This window comes from Comamonas sp. HJ-2 (assembly GCF_053615495.1).
Map to the genome: position 1 here is coordinate 1 of NZ_JBSIFD010000018.1, position 18,527 is coordinate 18,527.

The window sequence follows — 18,527 nt, forward strand, 5'->3', positions numbered from 1 at the left end:
AATGTGACCAGTTCGCTTACCGTGTGCATCGACAACACGAAAGACAGCTTTGATGGCCTTAGGCAAAGGGGAGAGAATATTTTCCTCGTCGAGGCCGGGTTGTTCTTTGGTTCGTTTATCCTTCTTCACCAAAGAAGAAGTGTCCTGCTGTGGGCTTTGCGTTGTGGGGGCGGTGTGCAGCGCGGGGCTGCTATGAGCCTTCTTGCGCTTCATGCTGCCCCACCGATCTGCTCGTCACGCTCAGAGATACGCGCTTTGATGTACGCGTCAACCTCGCTCAGGGGCCACGCGACCATGCGGCTGCCGACTTTGACACCTGGTTTGAACTCCTTGCTCGCGATACGGGCGTAGAGGGTGGAGTTGGACCATCCGGTCATCTCCAGAACTTTGCGCTTGCGAATCAGCGCTTCTTGAAATTGTTGTGCCATATAAGCCTCCTTGAAAGAACTATTGAAGTTGGTTCAATGAGTCCCGTCGAACCCATCAGCATCCGGATGAGTTCAATTTTGGAGGCGCGACATCCCTGAGTTTCTAACCCATGATGAGCCCATCATGGACTGATGATGGATTCCATCATGGATTTCGCTTTAGCTCTGAATAGCTCTTGAAGCATTTATCTATAAGAGATTGCACACCAGTTGAGCCGAAACCTTCCCGCCCTTTAAGCCCAGCTTCGTCAATTGAAGCAAGCCAATCGTCTATCAGTGTCGCAGGCGGAAGCTCACTATCTTGCTTAGAGCTGAAAAGCTCGCGTGAAAAAACATAGGTCAGCGCCTGCAGCCGTTTAAGCTCTTTGGTGGCGTTCGCCAGCTTTTGATCACGATGTGAAGGCCCCTTAATTGCACCCGTATTTTCAGCAGAGGCTATGGGATCACTTATTAGGTCTTGGGAAGACTGGTTGACCGTACCAGCGGTCAACGTGCTTAATTGCTGGTGGATTAAATTAAGCCCCTCGGGGAAGACATTTTTTCCGAATCTATGCCAAAGAAATTCAATAGCACTTACGACGTCCACTCTTACCTGCCTGAATTTTTTGGGGTCATCTATGAGAGTTGCATTTCCTCCCAGCTGCGGTTCATAATACACATGATCAGGCAATTGACTACGTGTAGGCAGTAGTGCAGTTTTCATTGCTCTAACACGTTTTTCATATTCAACCTTCCACTCCGAGTCAGCCTCCTTTCTTTTATTGACTTTCTCAAGCTTAGGCTCAACATCACCAGCAATTGCGGCGATCTCCCACAACGCCCTATTTGGCACGCGAGCCTCGCCTCCCCAATCTGGGGAAGAGATGAGATTGTCTTTTTCTGCTTGGGTTGAAATATTAGATGTCGCCATTTAATAACCTTTTTTACTTCCTCAACGATAAAAATCCAAGCGGTCCAGATAATTCTTCCATCAACTACAGGCATGCCGCTGATCGCCAAACACTCCAATCAGTGCGGCAATTTCTAATCAGAACCTGACGAAACAAAGCCGCAGCGCGGCAATAATTAAGTACAGTTTTTATGCGCCACCCGTGATCGCAAGGTCTACTCACCCAAACCGTCCTTGAAAGGATTTTCACCCTACCCTCATCCGCTTTCAGATGACCGATGACTTTGTTGCATAAACAAATTTTCTTTCACTGCGAGTGACATTTGAGCAAGTTTTTTGCCAACTTAATCAAAAAATATCTTTTCTTCACCACAACCTTCCGCGACAGAAAATTGTTTAATGCAACAACGAATAATGAAACTATGCCTTTATATCTTATTTACGAATTTATTAGTTTAGACAAAAAATCAACCCATAAATTGTAGGCAGCTCGTCGCTCTTCGTAATACCCGTATTGGTCATATATTCCCTCCACCCCAGACAATTTGTGATTTAAACACATCTCTGAAATATCACGACTCACACCGAGAGCACGCATATGAGACTTCATGGTCGAACGCAAATCATGAGGAGTAAAACGTCTTACAGGAGGCTTGTAATATTCTAGCCAATAATCTATTGACTCTCTAATTGAATCCTTGCTGATATGCGCATCACCACCATTTCGCTCAGCTCGACTCAATGTTCTGGTTGGCAGAATAAAAACAGATTCATGACTAAATGTAATCAGTTCGCTGAACCATTCAGCAACAAGAGCAGGCAATGGAATATCCATGCTAGCCCCTGTTTTACTTGCAGGAATATTCCAGCGCGCCTCATCAAGATGCACACTCTCTTTCCTAGCCTGAAAAAGCTCTGATGCTCGAACCCCTGTTGCAAGCAAGATACGCAGAGTCAAAAGGTTCGCCCTACTCATCTGGGCATTCATCAGCGCAGCTAACTCATCACGCGTCAGCATCAGCCGTTGACGAACCCTGGGACGAGGCCCAATAACCGCTGATAGCTCCACACCCAATACTGGGTTGACATTGATGAGCCGCTTTCCTGCTGCCCTACGAAAAATAGCCTTTTGCACGATGAGCAAGGTGTTCGCTTCTACCCAGCCCAAGTTGAACCGCTCGATCAAGCCAACCACATCAGCAGCTTCAATTTCCGTCACTTTCGTAGCGCCCAAGCCAGTTTCTATGCGCTTCAGATTACGGCCATAACTGACCTGCGTGCTCTTTGCCAAGGTTGGAAGCACCATTTCGCGATAGTCAACAACCAACTCTCGAACCGTCCAATCTCTACGAGACTTGGCCCTGCGCTTCTCAGCCGCCGGATCACGCCCCTGCTGGACCTCCACCCTTTTTTCGGCAGCCAGTTTTCTGGCGGCCGCAAGCGTGACATCGGGGTAGCGCCCCAACGTGAGCTCCACCTGGCGACCTTCTGACCTATAGCGCAATACCCACGAAGCAGTACCAGCTGCCGACATAGTGAAGGTCAACCCACCTCCGTCAGACTTTGCCAAAGCTCGTTTGTCTTTCAACCACCTGCGCAGATCAACATCTGCCAAGACATTCATACGTGTTGCAGCCATCTATCCCTCTTATTTAGCTACTCACCTAGCTACACATGCAGCTACACATTTTGGGCTTGATGGTAGTGCATCAAAATGCACGACACTGGATGAAGTAATTTACAAGTAATTGATTTTAAATATGTTTTTTTAAAAAAATAGAACGCCATTGCACGTTAAAAAACTCAAAGCAGCACAATGTCGTATTGCTCCTGCGCCATCGCAGTCTCGGCCTGCAGCGAAATGGGCTTGCCAATGAAGTCCGAAAGGCTGGCCAGATGCTGGCTTTCCTCGTCGAGGAACATCTCCACCACTTTGGGCGATGCCACGACGCGGAACTCATGCGGATTGAACTGGCGGGCTTCGCGCAGGATTTCGCGCAGCACCTCGTAGCAGATGCTGCGCGCGGTCTTGACGTTGCCCTTGCCGGAGCAGGCTTCACAGGGCTCGCACAGCATATGGGCCAGCGACTCGCGCGTACGCTTGCGCGTCATCTCCACCAGGCCCAGCTGAGAGAAGCCGCCAGCCATGGTCTTGACGCGGTCGCGTGCCAGCTGGCGGCGGAATTCGGAGAGCACCTCGCCCTGATGCTCCTCGCGCACCATGTCGATGAAGTCCACGATGACGATGCCGCCCAGGTTGCGCAGGCGCAGCTGACGTGCAATGGCGTGCGCCGCTTCCAGGTTGGTCTTGAAGATGGTGTCGTCAAAATTGCGCGCACCGACATAGCCGCCGGTATTCACATCGATGGTGGTCAGGGCTTCGGTCTGATCGACGATCAGATAGCCGCCCGACTTCAGATCCACACGCCGCCCCAGCGCACGCGCGATTTCCTCGTCGATGTTGTAGAGGTCGAAAATCGGCCTCTCGCCCTTGTAAAGCGCCAGCTTGGGCACGGCCGCCGGCATGTATTCCTGGCCAAAGCTCTTGAGCAGCGCAAACTGCTCGCGCGAATCGATGCGAATGCTCTGGGTGTTCTCGCCGACCAGATCCCGCAGCACACGTTGCAGCAGGTTTAGATCCTGATGCAGCACCGACATGACTGGGAGCTTCTGCGCCGCATCCTTGATGCGCGCCCAGGTCTTGCGCAGATAGCGGATGTCATCGGCCAGCTCGGCATCGCTGGATTCCTCGCCATTGGTGCGCAGAATGAACCCGCCGCCACCGCCCCCCTCCTTGGTGCCGACCAGCTCCTGCAGACGGGCCCGCAAGGCGTCGCGCTCGTTCTGGGGAATTTTCTGGGAGATGCCGATATGGTCGTCCTGCGGCAGAAACACCAGCAGGCGCCCTGCAATGCTGATCTGCGTGGACAGGCGCGCACCCTTGGTACCTATGGGGTCCTTGATGACCTGCACCATGATGGACTGCCCTTCGAACACCTGCTTTTCGATGGGCGTCAGCGGCTGGTCCTTGCGCGCGAACATCGGGGCTTCGCCATTTTCCTGACGCTGCCAGACATCGGCCACATGCAAAAAGGCCGCACGCTCCAGACCGATATCGATGAAGGCGGACTGCATGCCTGGAAGCACACGCGAGACCTTGCCCAGATAGATGTTGCCGACGAGTCCCCGCTCCAGCGGGCGCTCCATGTGCAGCTCCTGCACGGCGCCGTTTTCGACAATCGCCACCCGCGTTTCCTGCGGCGACCAGTTGATCAAAATATCTTGCTGCATTGACTGTCGTTCTTTCTTTATATGTCCTGGCTTTTGCTGCGCCCAGTGTGCGACGCGCGCATGGCTGGCGCAAGACAGCTGCCATGCAGACCTTCCCGCAGGGAAGACTCAAGAACAGAGTGCCGATTGCGCCAAAGGTTCAGAGCGACCAGCCCAGCTGGCGCAAAAGCTCGGCAGTTTCATAAACCGGCAGGCCCATGATGGCCGAATAGCTGCCACGAATCTCTGCAATATGTGCGGCCGCCCTGCCCTGTATGCCATAGGCACCGGCCTTGCCCATGGGCTCGCCCGTGAGCACATAGGCATCGATCTGCGCCTCGGTCATGGACGCAAAGCGCACGGTGGACACCGACAAGGCCTGCAGACGCCTGGCGCCGCTTTGCAGCGCCACGGCAGTCAGCACCTCATGTTCGGCCCCGGAGAGCAGACGCAGGATGCGTCGCGCGTCTTCGGCATCGGCGGGCTTGCCCAGAATCTGCTTTCCCAGGGCCACGGTGGTGTCGGAGCATAGAATGGGCGCCTGCGGCAAACCGCGCCGCGCATGGCGGGCCACGGCAGCATCGAGTTTGCCGGCCGTCACGCGCTGCACATAGTCATGGGGGTCTTCCCCAGCCAGCTCGGCCTCTATGGCCTCGGCATCCTCGGCGATGTCGCCGGCTGCATTGGGCAGCAGCAATTCATGCGCCACACCCAGCTGCTCTAGCAGCTGACGACGGCGGGGACTTTGGGATGCAAGATAGAGAAATAGCGCCATGATTTTGATTAAAAATGGCCTCTAGCGCCCATATATAAAGCGCAATAGGCTATCAAAATCATAGTATCACGCACTGCGCGAAATTGCACGCAGAGTCCGATCACAAGCGCTTATTCGCGATGGTAGGGATGGCCGGCATTGACCGACCAGGCGCGGTAGAGCTGCTCGATCAGCAGCACGCGCACCATGGCATGCGGCAGGGTCAGATCGGAGAGGCGGATGCGCTCGTGTGCCGCTGCCTTGAACTCGGGGTCAAGCCCGTCGGGGCCGCCGATGACCAAGGCAACATCATCGCTCTCGAGTTGCCAGCCCTTGAGACGCTGGGCCAGCGCCTTGGTGGTCAGATTCGTGCCGCGCTCGTCGAGCACCACGATGCGGGTGCCTCTGGGAATGGCGGCTTCGATGCGCTTGCGCTCTGCCGCATACAGGGTCTCCAGCGTCTTGGAGCCGCGCGGCTCGGTCTTGACGGCCTTGAGTTCGACCTTGAGTTCGGGCGGAAAGCGCTTGGCGTAATCGTCGTAGGCCGTCTGCGCCCAGTCGGGCACATGCAGACCTACAGCCACGATGGTCAGCTTCATTTAGGCCTTGGCGCGGGGAGCACGCTTGGCTGCGGGTTTGGCCGCAACCGGCTTGGCCGTACGGGGCGTGCTGGGCTTGACGACCACGGTCTTGACCGTCTTCGCGGCGGCGGACTTGGCAGCAGGCTTCTTGGCTGCAGGCTTGGCACCGGCGGCCATCTTGGCGGCGGGCTTCTTGGCCGCAGCCTTCTTGGCAGCAGGCTTTTTCTCGACCACGGTGTTTTCCGCCGCTGCCTTTTCCACGGCCAGCTTGGCAGCCAGTTTCTTGGCGGCCACTTCTGCGGGCTTGGGCTTGGCGGCACCGATCTTCATACGCACCGGAGTCTCGCCCCAGATTTCTTCCAGGCGGTAGTACTGGCGGATGGCCGGCTGCATGATGTGGCAGACAACCGAGCCGCAGTCCACAATGATCCATTCGCCGTTTTGCTCACCTTCCTGGCGGGGCACGGGAAAACCTGCTTCCTTGACGGCTTCGCGCACGCTGGAGGCAAGTGCCTTGGTCTGGCGGTTGGAAGTACCCGAAGCCACGATCACGCGCTCGAACAGCGGGGACAGTGCTTCGGTGTTGAACACCTGGATGTCGTGGGCCTTGACGTCTTCGAGGCCGTCAACAATGGCTCGCTGGAGTTTGGTGACGTCGCGCTTGGCTGCGGAATCCGATTTGGTGGAGGTGGTCATCAGGCGATGGAATCAGTAAATGATGGGATCAATATAGCGTGTGCTGCGCCACACCCGTATCAGGGTTGGGTTAGCGTCTGCGTTCAGGCCTCTAAGACCTGCGCTCTTCACGCATTGAAAAAGGTTGACGCGCCAGTCGATAGCGCGCATCCAGCTATGGAAATTATAGTTTTCTAAAAATTTCCCTGCTGACAGGGCTTTATGCCCGATCAGCAGGGGAATCCGGCCTATTGGACAAAGGCCTGTGCCTCAGAGCCAGTCACGGCGAATCAGGAATTTCTCGAGCAGATCACGCTCGGGTGTACCGGGCGCATCCTCACGCTGATAGCTCCAGTCCGCATGAGGCGGCATGGACAGCAGAATGGATTCGGTGCGGCCGCCGGACTGCAGGCCGAAATGCGTGCCGCGGTCCCAGACCAGGTTGAATTCCACATAGCGGCCACGGCGGTAGCGCTGGAAATCCACCTGCTGCTGCGTGTACTGCGCATTCCGGCGGCGTTCCACGATGGGCAAATAGGCCTTCAGAAAGGCATCGCCAACCGAGCGCAGCATGGCAAAGCTCTGCTGCTGGCCCAGTTCGCTGAAATCATCGAAGAAGATGCCGCCAATGCCGCGCTGCTCGTTGCGATGCTTGAGGAAGAAGTACTCGTCGCACCATTGCTTGAAACGCGGATAGAGCTGATCACCAAATGGCGCCAGCGCATCACGGCAGATCTGATGGAAATGCACGGCGTCTTCCTCGAAGCCGTAGACCGGCGTCAAATCCATGCCGCCGCCAAACCAGCAGGTCTTGGGCTGCCCTTCATGGCCGGCCGAGATCATGCGCACATTCATGTGCACCGTGGGCACCAGGGGGTTGCGCGGGTGAAACACCAGCGACACGCCCATCGCCTCAAACGGCGCCCCAGCCAGCTCGGGCCGGTGCTGTGTGGCCGAGGGCGGCAGTTGCGGCCCGCGCACATGCGAGAAACCGCAGCCTGCGCGCTCGAACACGCGCCCGCCCTCCATGATCTTGGTGACACCGTTGCCTTGCAGCTTTTCGCCCGGCTCCTTGTGCCAGGCGTCGGCCAGGAAACGCGCACCACCCTCGCCTTCGATGGCTTCCAGCGCCTCGGTGATGCGGGTCTGCAGACCCATGAGGTACTCACGCACCTCGGCCACAGGCAGCTGATCAGCCACAGAAGATGAGGATGTCTGGCTCATCAGTCGGCCTTCTTGACGGCTCGGAAGCCGATGTCGCGACGATACTGGGCACCATCGAAATGGATGCCACGTGCCACGTCATACACCTTCTGCTGCGCCTGCTTGACACTGTCGGCCAACACGGTCACGCAGAGCACACGACCACCGCTGGTCACAGGCTGGCCGTCATCGCCCAGCTGGGTGCCGGCATGGAAGACCATGGCATCGTCGGCTGCGGCGGGCAGACCGGTGATGACATCGCCCTTGCGCGGGTCTTCGGGGTAGCCGGCAGCAGCCATGACCACGCCCAATGCGGTACGGCGGTCCCACTGCAGCTCCAGCTGGTCGAGCTTGCCTTCGCAGGCTGCCAGCATCACATCCACCAGATCGCTCTTGAGACGCATCATGATGGGCTGGGTTTCCGGATCGCCCATGCGGCAGTTGAACTCCAGCGTCTTGGGGTGGCCTGCCTTGTCGATCATCAGACCTGCGTACAGGAAGCCGGTATAGGGCACACCGTCTTTTTCCATGCCACGGATGGTGGGCAGAATGATTTCGCGCATGGCGCGGGCATGCACATCGGCGGTCACCACAGGTGCCGGCGAATAAGCGCCCATGCCGCCAGTGTTGGGGCCCTGGTCGCCATCCTTGAGACGCTTGTGGTCCTGGCTGGTCGCCAGTGCCAGCACGTTCTTGCCGTCGCACAGCACGATGAAGCTGGCTTCCTCGCCATCGAGGAATTCCTCGATCACGACGCGTGCACCGCCTTCGTTGTGCTGCACACCGTACTTGTTGTCCACCAGCATGAAGTCCACGGCGTCGTGGGCTTCCTGCAGCGACATGGCAACCACCACGCCCTTGCCGGCCGCCAGGCCGTCGGCCTTGATGACAATGGGCGCACCGAGGCGATCCACATAGGCATGGGCCGCAACCGGGTCGGTAAAGGTTTCATATTGCGCCGTGGGGATGCTGTGGCGCGCCATGAAGTCCTTGGAGAAAGCCTTGGACGACTCCAGCTGGGCTGCAGTCTTGGTCGGGCCGAAGACCTTGAGTCCGTGGGCACGGAACTCATCGACCACGCCAGCCGCCAGCGGAGCCTCGGGCCCCACGACGGTCACGGCAATCTTTTCGGCCTGGGCCCATTCGCGCAGAGCCTTCACATCGGTGATGTCGAGGTTCTCCAGCTTGCCGCCAGCCAGGGCAGTGCCACCGTTACCGGGAGCCACATAGACCTTGGTCGCCTTGGGCGATTCGGCCAACTTCCACGCCAGAGCGTGCTCACGGCCACCGCCGCCAATCACAAGAATTTTCATAGTTCTGCGTTGTGGTAGACGTCCTGAACGTCATCCAAGTCTTCAATCATGTCCAGCAGCTTCTGCATGCGAGCTGCATCATCGCCTTCGAGGGCGATTGTATTTTCGGGGCGCATGGTCACCTCGGCCATGTCGGCGGTAAAGCCGGCGGCCTGCAGTGCGTCACGCACGGCTTCAAAGTCGCCGGGGGCCGTCAGCACCTCGATGCCACCTTCGTCATCGGTGATCACATCGTCGGCACCGGCTTCCAGCGCGATCTCCATGACTTTTTCTTCGTCCGTGCCGGGGGCGAACATGATCTGACCCACATGCTTGAACTGGAAGGCCACCGAGCCTTCGGTGCCCATATTGCCACCGTACTTGCTGAATGCATGGCGAACATCGGCCACCGTACGTACGCGATTGTCCGTCATTGTGTCCACAATGATGGCCGCGCCGCCGATGCCATAGCCTTCGTAACGGATTTCCTCGTAGGTCACGCCGTCGAGGTTGCCCGTGGCCTTGTCGATATTGCGCTTGATATTGTCGGCCGGCATATTGGCGGCCTTGGCCTTGTCCACCGCCAGACGCAGACGCGGGTTGGCGCTCAGGTCGCCGCCGCCTTGGCGGGCAGCGACCATGATTTCACGAATGATGCGCGTCCAGATGCGGCCACGTTTTTCATCCTGGCGACCCTTGCGGTGCTGGATGTTGGCCCATTTGCTGTGTCCTGCCACAGGGAATCCTTTGATATTTGATTTAACCTAGCGGGAGCGATTTTACTTTTGACTGCATGCCCCCCCAGAGGAAACCCGAAATGGCTTCACCCCTTTTGATTGCCCAGCACTCTGCCACAGAATGTGTACTGCTGCCCGGACTGGCGAATCGGCATGGCCTGATCACCGGCGCAACAGGCACCGGCAAGACCGTCACGCTGCAAAAACTGGCCGAAAGCTTCTCGCAGATCGGCGTGCCGGTTTTCATGGCCGACGTCAAAGGAGACCTGAGCGGTATCAGCCAGGCCGGCAAGATAGGTGACAAGCTGGCCGCCTCGCTCAAGGAGCGTGGCCTGGCCCTGCCCCAGCCCCTGGCCTGCCCCGCCACGCTGTGGGATGTGTTCGGCGAGCAGGGCCATCCCGTGCGCGCCACCATCTCGGACATGGGCCCTCTGCTCATAGGCCGTATGCTGAATCTGAACGAGACCCAGATGGGCGTGCTCAATCTGGTGTTCAAGATCGCCGACGACAACGGCATGCTGCTGCTGGACCTCAAGGATCTGCGCGCCATGCTGAACTTCGTGGGCGACAACGCCAAGCAGTTCACCACCCAGTACGGCAATATCAGCTCGGCCAGTGTGGGCGCCATACAGCGCGGACTGCTGGGCATTGAAAGCCAGGGCGGCGACAAGTTCTTTGGCGAACCCATGCTCGACATCAACGATCTGATGCAGACCGATGCCAACGGCATGGGCGTGGTCAATGTGCTGGCGGCGGACAAGCTGATGAACGCGCCGCGCCTGTACTCGACTTTTTTGCTCTGGCTTCTGTCCGAACTGTTCGAGCAATTGCCGGAAATCGGCGACCCCGAGAAGCCCAAGCTGGTGTTTTTCTTTGACGAGGCCCACCTGCTGTTCAACGATGCGCCCAAGGTGCTGATCGAGCGCATCGAACTGGTCGTGCGCCTGGTGCGCTCCAAGGGCGTGGGCGTGTACTTCGTCACCCAGAACCCGCTGGACGTTCCCGACAGCGTGCTTGGGCAGTTGGGCAACCGCGTGCAACATGCCTTGCGCGCCTTCACCCCGCGCGACCAGAAGGCCGTGGCCTCGGCCGCCTCCACCATGCGCCCCAATCCCGGCCTCGATATTGCCGCCGCCATCACCGAGCTGGCCGTGGGCGAGGCCCTGGTCAGCTTCCTCGACGAAAAAGGCCGCCCCAGCGTGACCGAGCGCGTGTTCGTGATCCCGCCCGGCAGCCAGCTCGGCCCCATCACGGCCGAGCAGCGCAAGGCGCTGATCGATGGCTCCCTGGTTGCCGGCGTCTACGAGAAGGCCGTAGACCGCGAATCGGCCTTCGAGATATTGCGCGACCGTACTGCGAGCGCCACGCCTGCCAAGCCTGGTGACGCCCCTGCCGCTGCCACAGCGGCAGGCTCGACCCAGCAAGCCAGCACCACAGACTCCATGATGGACGGACTCAAGGAGCTGCTGTTCGGTCGCACCGGCCCGCGCGGCGGCCAGCATGACGGCCTGGTGCAGACCATGGCCAAGTCCACGGTGCGCACCGTGGGCAACAGCCTGGGCAAGGAAATCCTGCGCGGCGTGCTGGGTGGCATTCTGGGCAACAAGAAGCGTTGAGCCCGACGCTCTTCCTTCACTTCCAAGGCCTGCGTCAGCAGGCCTTTTTTGTGGCAGTCATCCAGAAAATGCTCAAGGTGGAGCTCATTATGTCGATACATAATAAATCCAGCTCCAGGTGCCTGCCGCCAGTCTCCTGGAACGGTGCTGTGCCTGCACAGCCGCTTCTTTCTCTACGCTAACCACGCTGCCCGGTCTTGCCGCAGACCACCAGTTCGCTCCGGCCAGGCAGTGCTTTTGCAATATTTTCAGCCAATGCAATTCAATCAATGGCGTGTCTCCACCAAGCTGTGGTGCACTTTGGGCGGGCTTCTGACCATGATGCTGGCCGTCTCGCTCTGGAACCAGCACTCGTCCACCCAGGCCCTGCAGGCCGGCATGCAGACTCTGGCCGACTATGACAATCGCATCAACCTCGCCCTGCAGTGGAAAGGTGCGACCGAGACCACGGGCGAGCGCGTGCTCACCAGCAATATGACCACCGACGAGGCGCTGACCCAGCGCATGGACGAGCGTGTCAGCGAAGGCGTGGCCGTCAATGGGGCACTGCAGGCACAGGTCATCAAACTGGCTCAAAGCGACGCCGACAAGGCCGCCCTGCAAAAGATCGCAGCCGTGCGTGCCGAGGTTCTGGCGCTGAACAAGCAGGCACGCGAGATCAAACTGACCGGTGATATCGACGCCATGCGCGACTTCATCCGCCAGCAATATCTGGGTGCCATTGGCCGCTACGCCGATTCGCTGCAGGACTTTGTGAAGCTGCAGGAGCAGCAGCGCGACGCCGCCAGCCTTCAGCTGCAGCAAGACCAGCAAAAAGCGATCTGGCTGTCCTGGGCGGTACAGGCTCTTGTGCTGACGGCCGCTCTGGGCCTGGCGCTGGCCCTCACCCGCTCCATCACCCAGCCTCTGAACGAAGCCGTGGAGCTGACCCAGGCCATTGCACAGGGCGACCTCACGGTCACCGCCGGCAACGACCGCCATGACGAGTTCGGCCGCCTGCTGAGCTCCGTCTCGACCATGGCAGCCCAACTGCGCAGCCTGGTGGCCGATGTACGCACCAGCGTGCACTCCATCAGCACCGCCTCGGCCGAAATCGCCACCGGCAACCACGACCTGTCCGCACGCACCGAGCAGACTGCCGCCAATCTCGAGGAAACCGCGGCCAGCATGGAGCAGCTGACCGCCACCGTCGCCCAGGCCTCGGACACCGCGCGCCAGGCCAACCATCTGGCAGGCAATGCCGCGCAGGTGGCCCAGCGTGGCGGCCATGTGGTGCAGTCCGTGGTCAGCAGCATGGGACGCATCAGCGACAGCGCGCACCGCATCTCCGACATCATCGGCGTGATCGACTCCATCGCCTTCCAGACCAATATCCTGGCCCTCAACGCGGCTGTCGAGGCTGCCCGTGCCGGCGAGCAAGGCCGGGGCTTCGCCGTGGTCGCCGGCGAGGTGCGCGCCCTGGCCCACCGCAGCGCCGATGCCGCCAAGGAGATCAAGGCGCTCATCACCACCTCCGTGGATGCCGCCCAGGAAGGCGCCGACCAGGTCTCCCAGGCAGGCCGCGTGATGGAAGAGATCGTCAGCAGCGTCGGCAAGGTCTCGGACATGATTGGCGAGATCAGTGCCTCGGCCATGGAGCAGCATGACGGCATCAGCCAGGTCAACCAGGCCGTGACCAATCTGGATCAGATGACGCAGCAGAATGCCGCCCTGGTCGAGGAATCCACGGCTGCCGCTGTCTCTCTGAGCGACCAGGCCCAGCGCCTCACCGGCATGGTGGCCGTATTCAAGGTCCAGGCCGCGGACAGAGCGCCGGCCCTGACTGCCTGAACCTGGTTGAAGTTGCTGGAACACAGCATCCGTCTCTTCACCAGCTTCTCCGCCGTTCCCTCCATTGCACCCAGGAGGGAACGGCTGACACCGCAGGTTTGACCCAGACCGGTTTTTCTGTCTGCAGTCGCAAGTGTGACTGGCGCGGCCTACGCAGCAAGACACCATGCCGGCATGCCCCATATCTCTGACGACACCTTGCTGACCGCGGGTCTGAGCAGCTTTCGCCTGGACCTGGTCGACCATATTGCCCATCTGGTGCTCAACCGCCCCGATGCCTTCAACACCCTGAATCCCAGGTTCTGGCAGGAGCTGGACCTGGTGCTGGATACGCTGCAGCGCAGCGGCCAGTCGCGCGCGCTGGTGATCAGCAGCACAGGCAAGCATTTCTGCGCCGGCATGGCACTCGAGACCTTTGCCGACCCCGACTTTGCGCCCAATGACCGCACGCCCGAGGGCCGCGCCGCCATCATCGACACCCTGGCCCAGTTGCAGTCCACCTTCAACAAGATCGAAGCCCTGCGCATGCCCGTGATCTGCGCCATTCAGGGAGCCTGCGTGGGTGGTGGGCTGGATCTGGTGGCCACCGCATGCATACGCTATGCCAGCGCCGAGTCCTTTTTCTGCGTGCAGGAGATCAATATCGGCATGACCGCCGACCTGGGCAGCCTGCAGCGCCTGCCCAAGCTGATGCCGCTGGGCATCGTCAAGGAGCTGGCCTACACCGGCCGCCGCATGACTGCGCAGGAGGCCGCCAGCCACGGTCTGGTCAACGCCGTCTACGACACGCACGAAGCCACCGTCACGGCAGCTCTCGCCTGCGCGCGCGAAATTGCGGCCAAGCCGCCCGTGGCCATCTGGGGCAGCAAGCAGGTGATCAATTACGCGCGCGACCACAGCGTGAGCGACTCGCTGCAGCAAATGGGCTGGGTGCAAAGCGGCATCTGGAGCAACCGGCATGTCATGGAGGCCGTGAGTGCCATGCAGGCCAAGCGCGCCGGCGACTTCCCCCCGCTGGAGCCGCTGCAGGCGTTTGCACCGGCACTGTCTCAAGCGGGCGATCGCTCCTGATTGAATAGCTATCAGCACTTACCAATAAAGGCCTGCATGCCTTTCCCGCTCGTATTTCTCTATCTTCTCGATGGCCCGCTGGGCGCCATCGACATGGAGCCAAGCGACAGCGCAGCGATTCGGGTTGAAGTGGAGCACGCACCGTTATCATGGGTTCAGTCACCACCTCAGCCTGTCCTGCCATGAGCACAAACACCGCCCCCCTGCCCACTTATGACGATGTCGTGGCCGCTGCCCAGCGCCTGCGGGGCGTAGCCCATCGCACGCCGGTACTGACCAGCCGCACCATGGACGAACAGCTGGGCGCGCGCCTGTTCTTCAAATGCGAGAACCTGCAGCGCATAGGCGCTTTCAAGTTTCGCGGCGCCTACAACGCTCTGGCCCAGTTCACGCCCGAGCAGCGCAAGGGCGGTGCCCTGGCCTTTTCCTCCGGCAACCATGCCCAGGCCATTGCCCAGGCAGCGCAGCTGCTGGACATGCCTGCCCTGATCGTCATGCCTGAGGATGCACCGGCCTCCAAGATGGCGGCCACGCGCGGCTATGGCGCCCAGGTCGTCACCTACAACCGCTTCACCGAAGACCGCGAATCCATCGCCCACAAACTGGCAACCGAGCGCGGCATGACGCTGATCCCGCCTTACAACCATCGCGACGTGATTGCCGGCCAGGGCACGGCCGTCAAGGAGCTGCTGGAGGAAGTACCGGATCTGGACTATCTGTTTGTCTGCCTGGGCGGCGGCGGTCTGCTCTCCGGCAGTCTGCTGGCCGCCAACGCCCTGGCTCCGCAATGCAAGGTGATCGGCATCGAGCCCGAAGCGGGCAACGATGTGCAGCAGTCGCTGCGCGCCGGCCATATCGTCAAGATAGCTACGCCGCGCACCATTGCCGACGGTGCCCAGACCCAGGCGCCGGGCGATCTGACCTTTGCCATCATCCAGCAGCGAGTGAACGAGGTTCTTACCGTCAACGACGAGCAATTGGTCCAGGCCATGCGCTTTTATGCCGAGCGCATGAAAATCGTGGTCGAGCCCACGGGATCGCTGTCTCTGGCAGCCGCCATCCACGGTGGTTTGCCGCTCAAGGGCAAGCGCGTGGGCATTGTGATCAGCGGCGGCAATGTGGATTTAGAGCGTTTTGCCAGCCTGCTGTCCGAGTGACAGCGAAAATAGCGTCCGTTGCGGCCCGGCCCGCATCCGCCTGATCTCAATTTTGCAAGCACGAGCCCGCCACAAGCGGGCCTGCCTGCCTTCACCACAAAGACCAAGAACATGAGCACTCTGCATTTGATCGACCACCCCCTGGTCCAGCACAAACTGACACTGATGCGCCGCAAGGAAGCATCGACCAACAGCTTTCGCCGCATGCTGGGCGAGCTGTCCACGCTGATGGCCTATGAACTGACGCGCGACTTCCCGCTGCAGGATGTCGAGATCGAAACCCCCATGGAAAAGACCATGGGCAAGGTCATTGACGGCAAGAAGCTGGCGCTGGTTTCCATTCTGCGTGCCGGCAACGGCTTCCTGGACGGCATGCTCAACGTGGTGCCCGGCGCGCGCATCGGTCACATCGGCCTGTTCCGCGACCCCGAGACCCTCAAGCCCGTCGAGTACTACTACAAGATGCCCGAAAACATGGGCGAGCGCGACGTGATCGTGGTCGACCCCATGCTGGCCACCGGCAACTCGGCCGTGGCGGCCGTGCAGCAACTCAAGGACAAGAGCGCGCCCAAGTCCATCAAGTTCATGTGCCTGCTGGCTGCCCCCGAAGGCGTGAAGACCATGCAGGCCGCCCACCCCGATGTGGACATCTACACCGCCGCCGTGGACCGCGAGCTGGACAGCCATGGCTACATCCTGCCCGGCCTGGGTGATGCGGGCGACCGTATCTTCGGCACCAAGTAAGCACGGCTGCTTGCCAACAAAAAGCCCCAGGCGCAAGGTGCTGGGGCTTTTTTCATACTCAAAACAGCCTGTAGCTCTTATCCATCAAGCGCTGGCAGCTATCAATTTCAGATTCAGCTCAGACCTGATTCAGCGCCATATTGTTGAGCTTGTCCAGCCGTGCAGGCCAGCTGTCCTGCCGGGCCGACTGCAGCAAGATACGCGTCCAGGCAATCCAGGCATCCCACTGCACGCGCTTGTCCCAGGCATTGCCCCAGGTGCAAAAGCACTGCAGCGCGCTCTCGGCGGCTCTAGCAGCATCGGCGCTGCGGCCCGCGCTCAGATAGAGCAGGGCCAGCACCATCTGCGGCTCGCCCACCCAGGGGTTGAGGGTCACAGCCTGCTCCAGCGTGGCGGTGGCAGCGTCCAGATCGACCAGCGGCTGATCGAGCTGAATCACCGACCAGTACAGCGCCACGGCCGCAGCCTCGTTGCCTGCGCTCAGCAGTTGGCTGCAGCTCGCAAACACGGGCGGCAGCGGCAGCTGGGTCTTGAGAGCAGGATGCTGCAGCGCCTGGCCCAGGCCGCTGATCTGGCTGAGCATTCGGCTGCTGGGGCGCATGGGGCCAGGCCACAGCGACGCCGCCCAGTGCACGGCCTGCTGACGACTGTGGTCCACGGAAGGGAAGCGCGAGTAGATGTCTTCCTGCCAGCTGAACCACTGCTCCATGCTGTCAGCCATGCTGACAATCGCGAACACAGCCACTTCATAGGCGGTGAGCCTGATGGTCTCCCGCGGCTCGGGGCCGTTGCGCTCGATCTGCAGGCTGCCGTCGGCTCCCAGCTCGCCAGCCAGCAGCTTTTGCACGAACTGGGTACGGCTCATGGTGCAAAACAGATAGACCAGATGCTCGGCCTGTTCCCCGACCAGGCGCTTGAGCTGATCGCGCTCGTTGCCGGCATCGAACTTGACCAGATCGACAAAGGCATTGCCGTAGACACTGTGCAGCAGGCCCAGCTGGCGCACCTCCCTGGGTTGCTGCCATAGCGCCAGAGAGCGCGCCACCCCTGCCAGATGGTGGCGGAAAGTACCGGCCTTGTGCCAATCCTGGCCCACGCCACGCTCCAGCACCACGGGCAGCAGCGGCGCCAGATCGGCGTCACGGCTCAGCCACTCCTCGTCCAGCAAAGTCTTGGCGCGCTCGAACAGCGCCGCATCCAGTTGATTCCAGGGCTGATTCATGCGCTCACCATGCAGTTGTGTAAGCACCCTTGAAGGTCTTTTCCACAAAGGCCTTGACCTCGGGTGACTGGTAGGCCTTCACAAAGGCCTGCAAACCTTTGCTGTTTTCATGACCGGCGCGCGTGACGATGAGCACGGTCACATAAGGCGTGTTCACATCTTCCAGCGCCAGCGAGTCGCCCTGGGGGGACAGGCCGGCAGCCACGGCGTAGCTGCTGTTGACAGCCGCGGCATCCAGATCATCGAGGGCGCGGGCCAGTTGGGCCGCTTCGAGCTCGACAAACCTGAGCTTTCTGGGGTTGGCCGTGATGTCCAGCACCGAAGCGCGCGCACCGGCATCGGCCTTGAGCGTGATCAAGCCCTGCTTGGCCAGCACCATCAGAGCACGCGAGCCATTGGTGGGATCGTTGGGAATACCCACGCGCGCGCCGCTCTTGAGATCGGCCAGCTTTCTGAGCTTTCTGGAGTACACGCCCATTTGCTGGTTCACGGCCTTGGCCACGGGCACCAGCTTGTAGCCACGGTCCTTGTTCTGGGCATCGAGGAAGGGCTGATGCTGATAGATGTTGGCGTCGATATCACCGGCGGACAGCGCCGCATTGGGCTGGATGAAGTCGCCAAATTCCACCAGCCTGACCTTCAGGCCCTGCCTGGCTGCAACCTGCTTGGCCACTTCGGCAATCTGGGCGTGGGGGCCGGCCGTCACACCAACGGTCACGGCCAGATCCTGGGCCTGGGCCAGCAATGCGGCAGGAACCAAGGCGGCAACCGCCAGGGCTTTTACGAGAGAACGCTTGTGCACCATGGGCACCTTTCAAGACAAATCCGGGAAATTCAGGTCCGCCGAGCATGTGCACACTCAGGGACAGCATCTTGAAACTTAACGCATAAAGCCAGCCACAGCAGCCAGGCTGGGGCCCGCCCCCATCACAAAGCGGGATGGCTGGCAGCGCAGCTCGGAAAATATCAATAAAAACAGCCAAATCCCTTACTCATAAAGCGATGAAAGCTATCAAAACAGGAATACCTCAAGCACATCGCATGCTTGACATTGAACT

General features: G+C 59.9%; 18 protein-coding genes. 5 read left to right on the forward strand and 13 right to left on the reverse strand.

Annotated features, from left to right (window positions below):
* The 11 genes from ACWGXF_RS15450 to ACWGXF_RS15500 form a co-directional block, all read right to left on the reverse strand.
* On the reverse strand, window positions 1–213 hold a 213-nt coding region (locus ACWGXF_RS15450), incomplete at its 3' end, for a hypothetical protein (protein ID WP_452102075.1).
* Window positions 210–428 carry a helix-turn-helix transcriptional regulator gene (locus ACWGXF_RS15455; RefSeq protein ID WP_409821228.1) on the reverse strand — a complete coding sequence of 73 codons (219 nt, stop codon included), beginning with the start codon at window positions 426–428 and terminating at the stop codon, window positions 210–212. The genes ACWGXF_RS15450 and ACWGXF_RS15455, both read right to left, overlap by 4 nt.
* Before the next feature lie 145 nt (window positions 429–573).
* A complete protein-coding gene (locus ACWGXF_RS15460) occupies window positions 574–1,338 on the reverse strand; it encodes a hypothetical protein (protein WP_409821231.1) in 765 nt (254 codons plus the stop codon).
* A gap of 418 nt (window positions 1,339–1,756) precedes the next feature.
* Entirely contained in the window at window positions 1,757–2,956 is a 1,200-nt protein-coding gene (locus tag ACWGXF_RS15465; protein WP_452102076.1) for a tyrosine-type recombinase/integrase, read from the reverse strand.
* A 164-nt stretch (window positions 2,957–3,120) separates the two neighbouring features.
* A complete protein-coding gene (gene rng / locus ACWGXF_RS15470) occupies window positions 3,121–4,608 on the reverse strand; it encodes a ribonuclease G (RefSeq protein ID WP_003062776.1) in 1,488 nt (495 codons plus the stop codon).
* Between the two features lie 139 nt (window positions 4,609–4,747).
* The gene (locus ACWGXF_RS15475) at window positions 4,748–5,362 is read right to left on the reverse strand and encodes a Maf family protein (protein ID WP_054075075.1); all 615 of its coding nucleotides are present in this window, start codon (window positions 5,360–5,362) and stop codon (window positions 4,748–4,750) included.
* A gap of 110 nt (window positions 5,363–5,472) precedes the next feature.
* The gene (rlmH, locus tag ACWGXF_RS15480) at window positions 5,473–5,940 is read right to left on the reverse strand and encodes a 23S rRNA (pseudouridine(1915)-N(3))-methyltransferase RlmH (RefSeq protein WP_003053899.1); all 468 of its coding nucleotides are present in this window, start codon (window positions 5,938–5,940) and stop codon (window positions 5,473–5,475) included.
* Complete coding sequence (gene rsfS / locus ACWGXF_RS15485; RefSeq protein WP_452102077.1) at window positions 5,941–6,618, reverse strand: ribosome silencing factor; 678 nt, start codon at window positions 6,616–6,618, stop codon at window positions 5,941–5,943. It abuts the gene before it with no gap.
* A gap of 249 nt (window positions 6,619–6,867) precedes the next feature.
* Window positions 6,868–7,821 (reverse strand): oxygen-dependent coproporphyrinogen oxidase, encoded by a 954-nt coding sequence (hemF, locus tag ACWGXF_RS15490; RefSeq protein ID WP_202788203.1) that lies wholly within the window; start codon window positions 7,819–7,821, stop codon window positions 6,868–6,870.
* On the reverse strand, window positions 7,821–9,113 hold the full coding sequence (gene purD, locus ACWGXF_RS15495; RefSeq protein WP_003062772.1) for a phosphoribosylamine--glycine ligase: 1,293 nt from the start codon (window positions 9,111–9,113) through the stop codon (window positions 7,821–7,823). Before purD ends, hemF begins: the two co-directional genes overlap by 1 nt.
* Window positions 9,110–9,829 (reverse strand): YebC/PmpR family DNA-binding transcriptional regulator, encoded by a 720-nt coding sequence (locus ACWGXF_RS15500; RefSeq protein ID WP_003053891.1) that lies wholly within the window; start codon window positions 9,827–9,829, stop codon window positions 9,110–9,112. The genes purD and ACWGXF_RS15500 overlap by 4 nt, the downstream gene beginning before the upstream one ends.
* 80 nt (window positions 9,830–9,909) lie before the next feature.
* Here ACWGXF_RS15500 and ACWGXF_RS15505 point away from each other — a divergent pair, with 80 nt between their 5' ends.
* From ACWGXF_RS15505 to upp, 5 genes are all read left to right on the forward strand, one after another.
* Window positions 9,910–11,445, forward strand: a complete 1,536-nt coding sequence (locus ACWGXF_RS15505; protein ID WP_034390687.1) for a helicase HerA-like C-terminal domain-containing protein — start codon at window positions 9,910–9,912, stop codon at window positions 11,443–11,445.
* Window positions 11,446–11,700: 255 nt separating this feature from the next.
* Complete coding sequence (locus ACWGXF_RS15510; protein ID WP_452102078.1) at window positions 11,701–13,275, forward strand: methyl-accepting chemotaxis protein; 1,575 nt, start codon at window positions 11,701–11,703, stop codon at window positions 13,273–13,275.
* Window positions 13,276–13,449: 174 nt separating this feature from the next.
* On the forward strand, window positions 13,450–14,346 hold the full coding sequence (locus tag ACWGXF_RS15515; RefSeq protein ID WP_452102079.1) for an enoyl-CoA hydratase-related protein: 897 nt from the start codon (window positions 13,450–13,452) through the stop codon (window positions 14,344–14,346).
* Window positions 14,347–14,528: 182 nt separating this feature from the next.
* Entirely contained in the window at window positions 14,529–15,503 is a 975-nt protein-coding gene (locus ACWGXF_RS15520; RefSeq protein WP_452102080.1) for a threo-3-hydroxy-L-aspartate ammonia-lyase, read from the forward strand.
* A gap of 111 nt (window positions 15,504–15,614) precedes the next feature.
* A complete protein-coding gene (upp, locus tag ACWGXF_RS15525) occupies window positions 15,615–16,247 on the forward strand; it encodes a uracil phosphoribosyltransferase (RefSeq protein ID WP_003062768.1) in 633 nt (210 codons plus the stop codon).
* Window positions 16,248–16,365: 118 nt separating this feature from the next.
* Here the strand turns inward: upp and ACWGXF_RS15530 are convergent, their stop codons facing one another.
* Both ACWGXF_RS15530 and ACWGXF_RS15535 read right to left on the reverse strand, forming a co-directional pair.
* Window positions 16,366–17,469 (reverse strand): DUF6817 domain-containing protein, encoded by a 1,104-nt coding sequence (locus ACWGXF_RS15530; RefSeq protein ID WP_452102081.1) that lies wholly within the window; start codon window positions 17,467–17,469, stop codon window positions 16,366–16,368.
* A 4-nt stretch (window positions 17,470–17,473) separates the two neighbouring features.
* Window positions 17,474–18,274, reverse strand: a complete 801-nt coding sequence (locus tag ACWGXF_RS15535) for a MetQ/NlpA family ABC transporter substrate-binding protein (RefSeq protein WP_452102082.1) — start codon at window positions 18,272–18,274, stop codon at window positions 17,474–17,476.
* Window positions 18,275–18,527: the final 253 nt, after the last annotated feature.

Bases quoted from the DNA above. Each gene is read 5' to 3' on its own strand.
- hemF (WP_202788203.1), bottom strand. From the start codon at position 7,821: ATGAGCCAGACATCCTCATCTTCTGTGGCTGATCAGCTGCCTGTGGCC.
- purD (WP_003062772.1), bottom strand. From the start codon at position 9,113: ATGAAAATTCTTGTGATTGGCGGCGGTGGCCGTGAGCACGCTCTGGCG.
- ACWGXF_RS15460 (WP_409821231.1), bottom strand. From the start codon at position 1,338: ATGGCGACATCTAATATTTCAACCCAAGCAGAAAAAGACAATCTCATC.
- rng (WP_003062776.1), bottom strand. From the start codon at position 4,608: ATGCAGCAAGATATTTTGATCAACTGGTCGCCGCAGGAAACGCGGGTG.
- ACWGXF_RS15520 (WP_452102080.1), top strand. From the start codon at position 14,529: ATGAGCACAAACACCGCCCCCCTGCCCACTTATGACGATGTCGTGGCC.
- ACWGXF_RS15535 (WP_452102082.1), bottom strand. From the start codon at position 18,274: ATGGTGCACAAGCGTTCTCTCGTAAAAGCCCTGGCGGTTGCCGCCTTG.
- ACWGXF_RS15515 (WP_452102079.1), top strand. From the start codon at position 13,450: ATGCCCCATATCTCTGACGACACCTTGCTGACCGCGGGTCTGAGCAGC.
- ACWGXF_RS15475 (WP_054075075.1), bottom strand. From the start codon at position 5,362: ATGGCGCTATTTCTCTATCTTGCATCCCAAAGTCCCCGCCGTCGTCAG.
- rlmH (WP_003053899.1), bottom strand. From the start codon at position 5,940: ATGAAGCTGACCATCGTGGCTGTAGGTCTGCATGTGCCCGACTGGGCG.
- rsfS (WP_452102077.1), bottom strand. From the start codon at position 6,618: ATGACCACCTCCACCAAATCGGATTCCGCAGCCAAGCGCGACGTCACC.
- ACWGXF_RS15510 (WP_452102078.1), top strand. From the start codon at position 11,701: ATGCAATTCAATCAATGGCGTGTCTCCACCAAGCTGTGGTGCACTTTG.
- ACWGXF_RS15455 (WP_409821228.1), bottom strand. From the start codon at position 428: ATGGCACAACAATTTCAAGAAGCGCTGATTCGCAAGCGCAAAGTTCTG.
- upp (WP_003062768.1), top strand. From the start codon at position 15,615: ATGAGCACTCTGCATTTGATCGACCACCCCCTGGTCCAGCACAAACTG.
- ACWGXF_RS15505 (WP_034390687.1), top strand. From the start codon at position 9,910: ATGGCTTCACCCCTTTTGATTGCCCAGCACTCTGCCACAGAATGTGTA.
- ACWGXF_RS15465 (WP_452102076.1), bottom strand. From the start codon at position 2,956: ATGGCTGCAACACGTATGAATGTCTTGGCAGATGTTGATCTGCGCAGG.
- ACWGXF_RS15530 (WP_452102081.1), bottom strand. From the start codon at position 17,469: ATGAATCAGCCCTGGAATCAACTGGATGCGGCGCTGTTCGAGCGCGCC.